The sequence below is a fragment of the Cellulosimicrobium sp. G4 BAM 1002 genome, from assembly GCF_057126935.1.
Genome location: NZ_CP182109.1, coordinates 828,254 through 841,984 on the forward strand (window position 1 = coordinate 828,254; position 13,731 = coordinate 841,984).

Sequence of the window (13,731 nt, forward strand, 5' to 3'; positions counted from 1 at the left end):
CGGGCTTCACGCGTCGTCCACGGCCTGGCGCGCGTACTGGACGTGGACCGCCCGGCGCGTGAAGCCCGCGCGCTCGTAGGTGCGCACCGCCGGCACGTTGTCCCCGTCCACGTAGAGCACCGCGGTGCGCACGCCGCGCGCCGCGAGGTGGGCGAGCCCGACGGCGGTGAGCAGCCGGCCCAGACCCTCGCCCTGGGCTGCGGGCACCACGCCGACGACGTAGATCTCACCCTCGACCGCGCCGTCGGCCTGGCCCGTGGGCACCTTGGTCCACACGAAACCCACCAGCTCGGGCACCGCGCCGGACCCAGGGGCCGCATCGCGCTCGAGCAGGAGCAGCCCGGCGGGCTCGAACCAGTCCTCGCGCGTCCGGGCGCGCAGGTCGGCGACCGTCAGCCGCCCCTGCTCCGGGTGGTGGGCGAAGGCGAGCGCGTTCGCCCGGACCCAGGCGTCGTCGTCGGCCCGGGGGACGAACGCGCGCAGCCGCATGCCCGCCGGGACCGCGGGGAGCGGGTGCTCGGCCACCGGGCCGAGTCGTCGCTCGAGCACGAGCAGCTCACGCACGGCGACGTAGCCCGCCCGCGCCGCGAGGCCCCGCGCCGGGGGGAGGTCGCCGTGGGCCCACACGCGCAGCAGCGCACGCGGGGACGGGACACCGTCGTGCTGCCCGGTACCGCCGTCGTCGGGTGCGTCGCGAGCCTCGGCGGCCGACGGCGTCGGTTCGGCCGCGCGGTCCGCGGCGCTGCCGAGCAGGTGGAACCCCAGGCCGTGGCGTCGGTGCGTCGGGCGCACGACGAGCTCCGCGCTCGGCGCCTCGCCGCGCTTGTCCACCTGCGCGTAGCCGGCGAGCTCGCCGCCTCGCCAGGTGAGCAGGTGCACGACGTCGTCCGTCGCCTCGCGCAGGTTGAGCAGCGGCTGCTCGGACAGGGGAGCGACGCCGTCCTCGCGCTCGGCCACGGCGGCCAGGTCGTGCACCTGCGCGATCTCGACGTCGTCGATGAGCGGCCCGGTGTGCCAGAGGATCGCGGTCTCCACCGGTCCATCTTGCCCCGGGAGCGACGCGGGGTGGGCCTCTGCCGGCACGGGGACGGCAGGAAGACGACGTCCCGTGGCGCTGTCGCCCCTCGCCAGAGCGTCCCTGGACGGCCTAGCGTTCGAGAGTGAGCACCGCACCCCGCCCCGAGCACGGTAGCGAGCATCCCGCCGCACCGACGCCGCCCGCGTCGTCGGCACCGCTGCCCACGCAGCGCCGGACGCTCACGACGCTCGCGGCGACGCAGGTGCTCGCGGGGGTCGGGGTGGCCAGCGGCATCGCCGTCGCGCCGCTGATCGCCTCGGCGCTGTCCGGCTCCGACGCGATCGCCGGGCTCACGTCGACGGCAGGCGTCGTCGGGGCGGCGCTCGTCGCGCTGCCTCTCTCGCAGGTCGCGGGAAGCCGTGGGCGGCGACCGTCGCTGCTCCTCGGCTTCGGGGTCGCGACGGCGGGCGCGGCGGTCGCGGCGGTCGCGGTCCTCGCCGGGTCCTGGCCCGTGCTCGTCGTCGCCATGCTGCTCTTCGGGTCGGGCGCCGCCGCAGGCCTCGCGGCGCGGTTTGCCGCGACGGACCTCGCGACCCCGGAGCGCCGGGCGCGGGACCTGTCAGTCGTGGTCTGGGCGACGACGGTCGGGTCCGTCGTCGGGCCGACGCTCGCCGGCGTCGCCGACCGTGCCTCCGGGTCCGCGCTGCGCCTCGGCGGCGACGAGCACGCGCACCACGGTGCGACGCAGCCCAGCGCCGCGCCGTTCGTGCTCGCGGCGGTGGCGTTCGCGCTCGCGGCGACGGTGGTCGCGGTGTGGCTGCGGCCCGACCCTCTCGTCGCGTCCCGGGTGGTGCAGGACGCCGCACCGGCGGGGGCGCGCGACGGGGACCCTGGTGGGGACGCGCCGGACGGAGGCGCGCGGTGGTCCGCAGGGTTGCGCTCCGGCTGGGCGGTCGTGTCGGCCAGCCCGACGGCGCGGCTCGCGCTCGGCGCGATCGTCCTGAGCCACCTGGTGATGGTCGGGCTCATGTCGATGACTCCCGTCCACATGAACCACGGCGGCGCGACGCTGCAGGTCGTGGGGCTCGTCATCAGCGCGCACATCGCCGGCATGTACGCGCTGAGCCCGGTGGTCGGCTGGCTCGCGGACCGTGTGGGGCACGCGCGCGTCCTGTTCCTCGGCCTCGCGCTGCTGCTGGCGGCGGCCGTCGTCGTGGCCGGTGCCCCGGGCGAGGACTCGGCACGGCTCACGGTCGGGCTCGTGCTGCTCGGGCTCGGGTGGTCGTGCGGGCTGGTCGCCGGGTCGGCGCTGCTCGTCGACGCGACCCCCGCACCGTCGCGCACGTCCGTGCAGGGACTGTCCGACCTGTCGATGAACGGCGGCGGCGCCGTCGGCGGCATCCTTGCCGGCGCGATCATCGGGTTCTCGTCCTACGGGGCGCTCGCGTGGGGCGCGGCCGTGCTCGTCGTGGCGTGCGCGGTCGCGGCGCTGCCGCTCGCTCGCGCCGCGCGGACCGAGGTCGGGCGGTGACCGGTCGGCACCTCGTGCGCTGATCGGTACGCGAGGGCAGAGATCGGCCGAACCGGTCGTGCGGACCGAGCCTTCAGGTCGCCCAGCGCGGGAGCCGGGTCGCCGCGTCGGTGCGTGCGGCACCGAGCTGGGCCGGGGTGAGGAACAGCGCACGGGAGAGGTCGGCGCCGCGGGCGTCCGCGCCGCGCAGGTCGGCGCCGAGGAGGTCGACGGCGGCGAGCCCAGCACCGCGCAGGTCTGCGCCGAGGAGCAGCGCCCCCCGCAGGTCGGATCCGGCGAGGTCCAGACCACGCAGGTCCGCGCCGACGAGGTCCCCGCCGGGGCGCAGCCGACGTCGCGTCGCGGCTCCGGGCGCACGGTGCCTAACGGCGGACGTCGCCCGGGCGGCGGGATCACCGGCACGGCTCTCCGGGGCGCGCCTCGCCGGAGCGGGGACCGCAGCCCGGACGAGAGCGCTCGCGCGGTCGATCAGCGGTCCGACGTCGCGGCGGACCGTGCCGACGTCGAGCATGAGCAGGTCCGCCGGGGCGAGGTCCGCGAGGGGCGCGGTCCGGTCGAGCGCCCGGCGGGCGTCGTCGTGCACAGAGGCCGCGGCGGGAAGCGACAGCACCTCCGCGAGGTACCAGAGCAGCTCCTGGAGCTGCGTCACCACAGGCAGCGCGGCGAACGCGTCGCGAGCCGCGGCGGGGTCGTCGCGCCACGTCGCGCCGTCGTGCGCGGACCGGACGGCCGCCGTCACGCGCTGGCCGGCGCCGAGGCAGTCGTACGCGACGCAGCCGGAGAACCCGCTCTCGCGCAGGCGCGAGTGGATGCCGCAGCCGAAGTCGTCGCGCAGGTTCGGGCACGGGGTGCCCGCGGGCTTGTCGATCGCGAAGTCGGCCGAGCGCACGAGGTGCAGGCCGACGCAGCACAGGCCCGTGCAGCGCGCGCAGTCGCTGCGCAGGTCGAGCTGCTCGACGAGGAGGTCGCGGCCGTCGGGCGCGGGAAGGGGCGGCACCTCTCGACGCTACGCCGCCCACGGCGTGCCGAGCACGGGCATATCGACGGCCGAGCACGGGGAGGGCGACCGGATCCGGGGAGATCCGGTCGCCGACCCCGTGCTCGGCAGGCCTCAGGGGGCGCTGCAGGTGGCTGTGGGGGCCGTGCCGGGCGCGGTGCCCGTCGCGACGAACCCGGCGGTCGTCGTGCCGCCCGCGGCGAGAGCACCGTTCCACGCGGCGTTCGTCACCTGCGCACCCGACGTCGTCGTGCTGTGCACGCCGCCCCAGAGCTGCGCGACGGCGGTCCCCGACGGCAGCGAGAACGTCGCCGTCCAGCCGGTGACCGCCTCGGCGCCCGCCGTGACGACGAGCTCGCCCTGCCACCCGCCGGGCCACGCGTTCGCGACGCGGACGGACGCGGAGCACGCCCCGTCGTCCGGCGGGTCGGTCGGGTCGGGCGGGTCCGTGGGGTCCGGCGGGTCGGTCGGGCCGTCGTCGCCGAACCACGACGCCTCGACCGCCGTCTCGCGCAGGCCGTCCGGGCCGTCGACCAGGCGCGTGCCCCACGCGCTCGGGCGCGCGGGGTCGAATCCCTGGACCAGGTCCAGGTATTCGACGCCACCACCGTTGCCGCTCCACGACCAGCCGAGCCAGCCGATCCCGAGGCGTCGGGACTCGGCGAGGATCGCGTCCTCGTCGACGTCGCCGTCCGAGTGCGTGTTCCCGAACTCCCCGACGATCAGCGGCAGACCCTCGGCCACGAAGTGCTCGAGGTAGCCGGTGACGGTCGCTGCCTGCGCGTACACGCCGTACATGTGGACGGAGAAGATCGTGTTGGCGTCCGGGTCGGCGGCGAAGACCTGCCCGGCCTGGTCGTACTGCGTCCGCTTCCAGTCCTGACCCCAGTTCGGGGCGTCGACGACGACCGCGTGCTCGTACCCGATCGTGCGCAGGCGCTGGATCGCGGACGACGTGTCCGAGGCCCAGGTCGCGTTCGTCGCCTCGTCGTTGCCGTACGGCTCGTTGCCGATGTTGACCAGGACGAAGTCCTCGGTTCCCGCGAGCGTCGGGTACAGGTCCTCCCAGTAGTCGACGGCCCGGTCCAGCGACACGGCGCCCGGCGCGTGCTGCGGCTCGCCGTAGCCCGTCGTGTCGTGGACCTCGAGGACGCACACGAGGCGGTTCTCCTCGCACAGGTCGACGACCGCCGCGACGTCCTCGGGGGAGTTCCGCGTCCACCGGTCGCCGCTCGAGAGCACGACGCGCACGGAGTTCGCGCCCGTGGCCTTGATGTCGGCGAACGACCCGGTCTGGTGGGCGTACCAGGTGTGGGCGTGGTTGACGCCGCGCAGCACGAGGTCGGTGCCGTCGGCCTCGACGACCCGTCCGTCGGCGACGTGGATGCCGGGCGGCGCGTCGGCCTCGACCTCCGCGGCGGACGCCGACCGCGCGGCCACCGTGGCGACGAGCGCGGCCGTCGCGAGCAGCGCGGCGGTCGTGAGGCCCGCGGCGAGCGGGGTGATCCGTCCTGTGCGCGGCGGCGGCGCGGCGCCGGCACCGGTCGTGCGTGGCAGGGGCGGCGGGGGTGGCAACGGTGCGGAGCGGCTCATCGGACGTCCTCGTCTCTGTCGGCGGCGCGCACGGGCTGGCGCGCGCTGTCATCGTGAGACGCGCGGGCGCCCTCCGACAGACGCTTAACCGATTAAGCGAGGCGCCCGGCCGTCGAGCACGAGCCTTCGTGCGCACGAGAACGGGGTTGGTGTCGTCATCGCGCGGATGACGGCACCAACCCCGTGGTCGGCGGTGGGCCGGTCAGTCCTCCGAGGACGACGGCTGCTGCAGGCCCGCCGAGATGAGCTCCATGACCGACGAGTCCGCGAGCGTCGTCGCGTCGCCGACGGTGCGGTTCTCGGCGACGTCGCGCAGCAGGCGGCGCATGATCTTGCCGGACCGGGTCTTGGGCAGCTCGGCCACGACGAGGATCCGCTTCGGCTTGGCGATCGGGCCGATCTCCTTCGCCACGTGGTTGCGCAGCTCCGTCTGCACCGCGGCGGCGCCGTCGGCGTCCGAGGCCCGGCCCGCGTGCTCGCTGCGCAGGATGACGAACGCGACGACGGCCTGGCCCGTGAGGTCGTCGCTCGCCCCGACGACCGCCGCCTCCGCGACGATCTCGTTGGACACGAGCGCCGACTCGATCTCCGTCGTGGACAGGCGGTGGCCCGAGACGTTCATGACGTCGTCCACGCGGCCGAGGAGCCAGATGTCGCCGTCCTCGTCCTTCTTGGCGCCGTCGCCCGCGAAGTAGATCCCGGGGAAGCGGGACCAGTACGTGTCCTTGAACCGCTCGAGGTCGCCCCAGATTCCGCGCAGCATCGACGGCCACGGCTCGGACAGCACGAGGTACCCGCCGCCGCCGTCCGGCACGGAGTGCGCCTCGTCGTCGACGACGTCCGCGACGACGCCCGGCAGCGGCACCTGGGCGGAGCCCGGCTTGGCGGCCGTGACGCCCGGCAGGGGCGAGATCATGATCGCGCCCGTCTCGGTCTGCCACCACGTGTCGACGATCGGCGTGCGGTCGCCGCCGATCACGCGGCGGTACCACATCCATGCCTCGGGGTTGATGGGCTCGCCCACGGAGCCGAGCACGCGCAGCGACGACAGGTCGAACTTCGCGGGGATGTCCTCGCCCCACTTCATGCACGCGCGGATCGCGGTCGGCGCGGTGTAGAGGATCGAGACCTTGTACTTCTCGACGAGCTCCCACCAGCGGCCCTGGTGCGGGGTGTCGGGCGTGCCCTCGTAGATCACCTGCGTCGCACCGTTGAGCAGCGGGCCGTAGACGACGTACGAGTGCCCCGTGACCCAGCCGATGTCGGCCGTGCACCAGTACACGTCGCTCTCGGCCTTGAGGTCGAAGACGTTGCGGTGCGTGTACGCGGTCTGCGTGAGGTAGCCGCCCGTCGTGTGGAGGATGCCCTTGGGCTTCCCTGTCGTGCCGGACGTGTAGAGGATGAACAGCGGGTGCTCGGCGTCGACCCACACGGGCGTGTGCGTCGTGTCGGCCGACTCGAGCGCGTCGTGCCACCACACGTCGCGCCCCTCGGTCCAGGCGGTGTCCTGGCCGGTGCGCCGCACGACGAGCACGCGCTCGACCGTCGTCGGGTCGGCGCCCTCCTTGGGTGCGATCGCGTCGTCGACCGCAGGCTTGAGCGCCGACGCGGACCCGCGGCGGTAGCCACCGTCGGCCGTGATGACGAGCTTCGCCCCGGCGTCGGCGATGCGGCTGCGCAGCGCGTCGGCGGAGAAGCCGCCGAACACGACGGAGTGCGGGGCACCGACTCGCGCGCACGCGAGCATCGCGACGACGGCCTCGACGACCATCGGCAGGTAGACGACGACGCGGTCGCCGGTCTCCACGCCCAGGGCCGCGAGCGCGTTGGCCGCGCGCGAGACCTCGCGCTGCAGCTCTGCGTACGTCACCGTGCGCGTGTCGCCCGGCTCGCCCTCGAAGTGGAGCGCGACCCGGTCGCCCAGGCCGGCCTCGACGTGGCGGTCGACCGCGTTGTAGGCGGCGTTGAGCGTTCCGTCCGCGAACCAGCGGGCGACGGGCGCCTGCGACCAGTCGAGGGTCTCGGTGAAGGGCGTCCGCCACGTGACGAGCTCGTTCGCCTGCCGGGCCCAGAACGCGAGCCGGTCGGCCTGCGCCTCCTCGTAGAGACCTGCCTTCGCGTTCGCCTGCGCGGCGAACTCGGGGCTGGGCGGGAAGCTCCGGGTCTCGTGGAGGAGGTTCTCCAGGCTGGGGCTGGCGTCCGCCGCCGGGGTGGTGGACTCGTTCTCTGGCACGCTGACCTCCGGTGCGCATCGACTCTGGTGCGGTCCGCCGGCGCGCGACGCGTCGCGCCCGGGGAGGCGGGTCCCTGTAGGGCCTCGTCGCGGGCGAGTCTAGACCGAGGGAGTGATCGGGGTCACCGCGTCCACGATTCGATCGCTTTCCTCGCAAAACCGGTACGGCAGCGCCTGCGGTCGCCGTCCCGCGGTCCTGTTGCCATCCTGGGGTGGCGCCGGAGGGGAGGGAGACCCGCCAGTGGGCCAGAGCACCTTCGTCCACCAGGACGTCCTCGCGTCCGTCGTGCGCTGGGTCCGGTCGGGGCACGACGTCGTGCTCACGGGCGACACCGGCTCGGGCCGGTCGACCGTGCTGCGCGCGCTCGCCGCGCCGCTGCGGGCTTCGGGCGCCGCCGTCGTGGAGCTGCGCGGGTCGGGCACCGGCGACGCGGTGCCGCTGGGGGCCTTCACGACGCACCCCGTCCTGCGGCCACGCTCCGGGCGCGCGGGGCCGGCCGAGGCGGTGGCCGTGCTCGCGGAGGCTCTCGGCTCGCGGTCCGCCGTCGTCCTCGTCGACGACGTCCACCTGCTCGACCGGGCGTCCCTCACGGTCGTGGCAGCAGCGGCCAGACAGCGACCCGACCAGGTCCGCGTCGTCACGACCCTCCCGGCGGGTGCCGCGCCAGACGCCGGTGCGCCGCTGTCGAGCGGTGCGGTGGTCGAGCGCGTACCGCCCGTCGGTGTAGACGCGACGGTCGCCCTTCTCGCCGACGCCCTCGGCGGGCCGGTGGAGGTCGGCCTCGCGGCCGCGGTGGCGGGACGCTCGGGCGGCAACCCGCGCGTCGTGCAGATGCTGGCGACGTCTGCGCACGAGGCGGGCGTGATCGGCAGGTCCCACGGGCGGTGGGCGCAGACGGGCAGCCTCGAGTCGGTCCCGGCAGAGCCGGTCGTGCACGCGCTGCTCGGCCACCTCCCCGCGGACCAGCGCGACGCGCTCGACGCCCTGGCGTGGTTCGGCCTCCTCGACCTCGGCCACGCGCGCGTCCTGCTCAGCGACGACGTCCTGCTCGCGCTCGACGACGCGGGACGGGTCGCCGTCGACGAACGCTCCCGGGACCGCGCCATGGCCGTCAGCCCCCCGGTGCTCGGGCACGCGCTGCGGCTGCGGCTCACGCCGGCGCGGCGCGCCCTCCTGCGCGAGCGCGCGGGAGAGATCCTCGGCACCGACGCGCCGACGCCGGAGCCCGGACCGCGCCTCGTCGGCGGACTCGACGAGGAGGCGGTGGAGCCCGACGACCGTCCCGTCCACCAGCAGGTCGCTCTCATCGCGGAGTCCGTCCGCACACGCGCGGCGCTGTGGTCGCGAGCCTGGTCCGAGCGCAAGGACGTCGCCAGCGCGCTGCCGCTCCTGCGTCTCCACCTCGTCGACGGGCTGGTGCCCGTCGACGTCGACGAGGTGTTCGCCGGCACGTCCGCGGGCGCGGACGACGACCCGGAGGAGGTCGGCGCGTACGTGCTGCTGCGCGGGCAGTGGTCCGCGCAGCGCGGGGGGACCGTTCGTGAGGGCCTGCTTCACGACCCCGGTCCGTCGGGTCGGCTCGTGCTCTCCGGCGCCCGCGAGCCGTTCCTGGCCCACCTCGACGCGGTCTACCGGCAGGGGGCCGACGACGCGGTCGTCCCAGACCTCGCCGACGTCGACGACGAGCGCGACGTGCCCGACTCCCTGCGCGGGCTCGCGACCATCTTCCGGGTGCAGGCGGCGATCGAGGACGGCGCACCCGACCGGGCGCTCGACCTTCTCGGGTCCTGGACGGGCTCGGCGCGGCAGCAGCCGTTCACGCACCAGCTCGACGCGCTGCGAGGCGACGCGCTGCTGCTCGTCGGGCAGGTCGACGACGCTGTGAGCTGGGCACGGTCGCGGCTCAGCGCCGCGTACGACGAGCTGAGCCCGTTCGGCATTCGGCTCGCGTCGCGCTGCCTCGCGACGGCGCTGTTCCTGCGTGGCGAGCATGCGCGGGCGCGGCGGGCGCTGAGCGTCGTCCTGCGGCTCGGGCGGTGCGGTCCGGTCCAGAGCCCGTTCGACGAGAGGGTGTTCGCGCTCGCCGCGGTCCTGCGCGCGCGCGAGGACGGACCTGAGCTGGCGGGGACCCTGCTGGAGGAGCTCGACGGCACTCCCCGGCCCTACACCCCGGCGCTGGACTTCATGCGGCCCTGGGCCCGGCTCGAGGTCGAGGCGGCGACCGGCAGCGACCCGGACGCCGACGCGATGTGGAAGGCGGGCGAGGAGCTGCGGACGGCGGGCCGTGTCACGTCGGCGGCCTTCTGCTGGGCGTTGACGCCGCAGCGGCTCTCCGAGGAGCGGCTCGCGCGGTTGGAGGAGGTGTTCGCCGCGACGCGGCTCCCGGTCCTCGGCCCGGCGGTGCGCCTGCACCGGTACCTGGTGCACGGCACCAGCGGGTCCGTGCTCGACGCCGTGCGCGCGCTGCGGGCGCGCGGGCCGCTCGCGCGGGTCGCCGTCGACGTCGCCCGGGAGCGGGCGTCGCAGGAGGGCCGTCGTCCCCTGACCGCCGAGGAGGCGACCGAGCTGATCGGCGCCGACCCGCGAACGGCGGGACCGGTGGACGGCGAGTCCGCCGGGCTCACCGCGCGCGAGGGCGAGATCGTCGACCTCGCGCGCAAGGCCCTCACGAACCGGGAGATCGCCAGCCGCCTGTTCCTGTCCGTGCGCACCGTGGAGAACCACCTGTACCGGGCCATGCAGAAGCTCGGGGTCTCAGACCGGCGGGCGCTCGTCGGCTGACGTCGTCGCCGCGTGGTCAGGTGCCCCCGGCACGCGTCCGCCGCCGCCAGGCCCGCCACCACAGGCTGATCGCCCACAGGAAGAGCGCGCCCGCGACGACGTACACCGCCACCGCGCGCTGCTCGCCGTTGACCGCCGAGTTCACGTGGCCGAGCCAGGGCACGGCGTACGAGACAGTCCCGCGCACCTGGTGCTCCTGCACCGGGTCGTCCGGGCTCGCGTTCGCGTCGCCCTGGAGAGTGAACGTGCGGGTCCCGTCCTGGTGCGTGTCGATCCCGACCACGCGGTGCGTGACCGCCGTCGGGTCCTCCGGGTTCGGCAGGTAGGTGACGATGTCGCCGAGGCGGATCTCGCCCGGGTCGACCGGCCGGACGACGGCGAGCGACCCGACGGGCAGGTTCGGCTCCATCGAACCGGACAGGATGGTGAGCGGGACCCCGCCCACGAGCCTCGGCACGACGATCACCAGCGCCGCGAGCAGCAGGACCAGCGCCAGCACGCCGTACGTGATCCCGGTCCAGAGCCCGGACAGCACGGCTCGCCGCCGGGTCTGCCGGTCCGGCGCGTCCGGCACCGGTGCCGGGTGCGGTGCCGGAGTCCCGGGGGCGTCAGCGCTGATGTCGACCTCCCGACGTCGTGGCGCAGGGCCGCCCCCACGCTTGCTCAGTCTGCCTGCTCGCCCTCGGAGGTGGCCATCGGACGTGCCGACGACGCAGGGGTCCGGCCCTCGTCCGGCACGGCCGTCTGCGTTCCGGTGCCCGTCTCCGTGCCCGTACTCGTGCCCGACGGCGCCTCGTCGGTCGACAGGTCGGGCGTGCCCGGGTCGGGCAGCGTTGCGTCCGGTGCCGGTGCCGGTGCCGGTGCCGGTGCCGGTGGCGGGGACGCTGCGTCGTCCGCGGATTCCTCCTGCGAGGGCAGTGCTCCGGCCGTCCCGACCGTCGCGCAGTCGGCACCGGCGAAGCAGGGGAGCTGCTCGGGGGTGAGCGACGACCCCTCGGCGAACCCGTCGTGGTTGCCGACCTTCGCGACGTCCCAGCCGCTGAGGTCCCGCGAGAAGCGTGCCGCGCCGTGGAACATCTCCTGCATCGTCGTGACGTTGCCCGTGCTCCAGGCGCCGAGGTCCTGGTCGAACGACGTCGCGCCCTGGAACATCTTGGACATGTTCTGCGCGGCCGAGGTGTCCCACGAGCCGATCGCCCCGCCGAACGACGCGGCGCCGTTGAACATGCTGGAGAAGCGGGTGACGTGCGAGGTGTCCCACGCGCCGATGTTCCCGTTGAAGTTCGACGCCCCCTTGAACATGCTCTCCATGGTCGTCACGCGTCCCGTGCTCCAGCGCGAGACGTCCCCGTTGAACGTGCGGGCGCCGTCGAACATGTTCGCCATGGTGGTGACGTTCGAGACGTCCCATCGTGACCCGTTCGTGTTGAGGTTCTGGTTCAGCGCGAGCGCGCCCTGGAACATCGACGACATGTCCGTGACGCTCGACGTGTCCCACCGCGACAGGTCCTGGCTGAAAGAGGTCGCACCTCGGAACATGGCCGACATGTCCGTCACCCGCGACGTGTCCCAGTTCTCGAGCCGCCGGTTGAACGCCGAGGCCCCGTCGAACATGTGGGCCATGGTCGTCACGTGGGAGACGTCCCAGAACTGGATGAAGGCGCCGTCCGACCAGCCCGCGCCCTCGTAGGCGGTGGCGTTCTGAAACATGCCTTCCATCGTCGTCACGCTCGACGTCGAGGAGAACTTCAGGGGTCCCTTGAAGCTCGCCGTGTTGGCGAACATGTAGGACATGTCCGTGACGCTCGAGGTGTCCCAGGTGGGCTGGTACTGCTTGTAGTTCGTCGCGCCGTCGAACATGTGCGCCATCGTGGTGACGTGGGAGGAGTCCCAGTTCGTCAGCTCGAAGGACGTAGAGCCGGGAGCGTTGGCCGAGCCGGCGTTCTGGAAGGCGTAGGACGTGTCCGTGAGCGTGTCGGGGAATTCGTTGACGTGCTGCAGGTGGACGGCGTCCTTGAAGGCGAACCGGGCCGACGTGGACCCGTAGTCCTCGGTCCAGCCGGACACGTGCGTGAGTGCGCCGATGAGGCTCGCGGTCTGCTCGGGCGATCCGAACCCGTCGAAGGCGCCCACGACGTCGACGTTCGGGTTGGTCAGCAGGTCGCCGTAGTCCATCGAGTTCAGTCCGTCGACGGCCTCGGTCCTGCGTTCGGTCCCGCCGTCCCAGACGCCCCACGAGATCATGGTGCCGGGCGCGGGGTCGTCGAGGTAGAACCCGATGACGCCGTCGTCGTCGAGCGCGAGGCTGAAGATGAGCGACAGCGTCGACCCGCCAGGAGCCGGCGTGCGGCCCGTGGTGAGGGTGCCCGCGTCGAGAACGGCGGTGTCCGACCACGCGTGGCCGTTCGTGAGCGTGACGGTGAGGCCGGTGAGGTCCACGGTCTGCGTGCCGGAGGGCAGGCCCGCGTCCGCGGTCACGGTGAGCCTGAGGTCGACGTCCTGGTGCCCGGTGGCGTCGGACGCAGCGCCCAGCACCGGGCCCGGCTCCGAGGCGACGGCGACGGTCACGTGATCCGCGATCGCGGTCGGGACCTGCGCGCCCGAGACGGTGAACGTCGCCGCCAGGTTGTCCCCGACGGCGGTGACCGGGACGTCCGCGACCGTGTACGTGAGCGTGGTGCCCGCGGTGAGGCGGTCCGTCGTCGGGTCGAACGCGGCGCCGCTCCGGGTCCAGGTCCCCGCGGGAAGCGCGTCCTGGTAGAGACCCAGGGAGCCGGTGGTCGTCGCGCCCCCGACCGGCGCCGCGTCGTTCCACGCCGCGTACGCCCCCGTCGCCGGCGCCACGAGCAGCAGGACGGCGGCGGCCGCCGTCGTGAGCAGGGTCGTGCGCAGCGGCGTCGTGGGGCGTGACTGGCGGTTCATGGGGCTTCCCGTCGGGGGAGGGCGGGTGGGGAAGAGGCCGCGGGCGGTGGGGCCGGGGACGCGATCCGCCACCGCCCGCGGGGTCCGGGGGGAGGCGTCAGGCGTTGAGGCGCTGCTGGAGGTCGATCTTGACGTTGCTGAGGTCGATCGGCTGGGTCATCGAGCCTGCGGCGTCCTCGGCGAAGGACAGGGTGACCTCGGCCGTGAGGTTGTACGTCGTGCCGTCGTTCGAGCCCTGCAAGGTCGTGACCTCGGCGTCGGCGGCGTCGGTCAGCACGACGTCGGCGCTCACACCCTGGGGGAGGGTGGTGGCCGACGTGTCGAGCGTCGCGTCCACCAGGAGGTTCTCACCGGTCGCCGTGACCTCGACCGTGGTCGTGCCGACGACCGTGTCGCCGGGCACCATGCGGAAGGCCGTGATGTCGGAGATCGCGCCGGCGGCGCCCGGAGTGACGTCCTCCCACGCCGTGGCGCCGCTGAACTCGGCCGTCAGCTCGCCGGTCTCGGTGCCCACGGTGCCGATGCTGCCGCTCTGGTTCCACAGCGCGAACGTGCCGGCGCCGCCGAGGAGGACGGCGATGCCCGCGGCCGCGGCGACCGAACCCTTGATGGCGCCGTGGTTCTTCTTCGTCGTGGTGGTCATGGTGCTCGGTCC

At 74.3% G+C, this 13,731-nt stretch carries 9 protein-coding genes; 2 read left to right on the forward strand and 7 right to left on the reverse strand.

Features of this window, described 5'->3' with window-relative positions:
- Positions 1 to 6: 6 nt before the first annotated feature.
- The gene (gene mshD, locus ACMXGY_RS03920) at positions 7 to 1,035 is read right to left on the reverse strand and encodes a mycothiol synthase (RefSeq protein ID WP_483775578.1); all 1,029 of its coding nucleotides are present in this window, start codon (positions 1,033 to 1,035) and stop codon (positions 7 to 9) included.
- A 125-nt stretch (positions 1,036 to 1,160) separates the two neighbouring features.
- Between mshD and ACMXGY_RS03925 the strand changes: the two genes are divergently transcribed.
- The gene (locus ACMXGY_RS03925; RefSeq protein ID WP_483775579.1) at positions 1,161 to 2,549 is read left to right on the forward strand and encodes an MFS transporter; all 1,389 of its coding nucleotides are present in this window, start codon (positions 1,161 to 1,163) and stop codon (positions 2,547 to 2,549) included.
- Positions 2,550 to 2,622: 73 nt separating this feature from the next.
- Here ACMXGY_RS03925 and ACMXGY_RS03930 read toward each other — a convergent pair whose 3' ends face one another.
- The 3 genes from ACMXGY_RS03930 to acs form a co-directional block, all read right to left on the reverse strand.
- Positions 2,623 to 3,546, reverse strand: coding sequence for a pentapeptide repeat-containing protein (locus ACMXGY_RS03930; protein ID WP_483775580.1), 924 nt, complete (start codon positions 3,544 to 3,546; stop codon positions 2,623 to 2,625).
- Positions 3,547 to 3,660: 114 nt separating this feature from the next.
- The gene (locus tag ACMXGY_RS03935; RefSeq protein ID WP_483775581.1) at positions 3,661 to 5,139 is read right to left on the reverse strand and encodes a cellulase family glycosylhydrolase; all 1,479 of its coding nucleotides are present in this window, start codon (positions 5,137 to 5,139) and stop codon (positions 3,661 to 3,663) included.
- A gap of 202 nt (positions 5,140 to 5,341) precedes the next feature.
- A complete protein-coding gene (gene acs / locus ACMXGY_RS03940) occupies positions 5,342 to 7,372 on the reverse strand; it encodes an acetate--CoA ligase (protein WP_483775582.1) in 2,031 nt (676 codons plus the stop codon).
- 241 nt (positions 7,373 to 7,613) lie between these two features.
- Here acs and ACMXGY_RS03945 point away from each other — a divergent pair, with 241 nt between their 5' ends.
- A complete protein-coding gene (locus ACMXGY_RS03945; RefSeq protein ID WP_483775583.1) occupies positions 7,614 to 10,154 on the forward strand; it encodes a helix-turn-helix transcriptional regulator in 2,541 nt (846 codons plus the stop codon).
- Between the two features lie 16 nt (positions 10,155 to 10,170).
- On the opposite strand, the gene ACMXGY_RS03950 is transcribed toward ACMXGY_RS03945, so the two are convergent.
- The 3 genes from ACMXGY_RS03950 to ACMXGY_RS03960 form a co-directional block, all read right to left on the reverse strand.
- A complete protein-coding gene (locus ACMXGY_RS03950; protein WP_483775584.1) occupies positions 10,171 to 10,728 on the reverse strand; it encodes a signal peptidase I in 558 nt (185 codons plus the stop codon).
- Positions 10,729 to 10,817: 89 nt separating this feature from the next.
- Positions 10,818 to 13,076, reverse strand: coding sequence for a BspA family leucine-rich repeat surface protein (locus ACMXGY_RS03955; protein ID WP_483775585.1), 2,259 nt, complete (start codon positions 13,074 to 13,076; stop codon positions 10,818 to 10,820).
- 97 nt (positions 13,077 to 13,173) lie between these two features.
- On the reverse strand, positions 13,174 to 13,719 hold the full coding sequence (locus ACMXGY_RS03960) for an alternate-type signal peptide domain-containing protein (protein ID WP_483775586.1): 546 nt from the start codon (positions 13,717 to 13,719) through the stop codon (positions 13,174 to 13,176).
- Between the last annotated feature and the right edge of the window lie 12 nt (positions 13,720 to 13,731).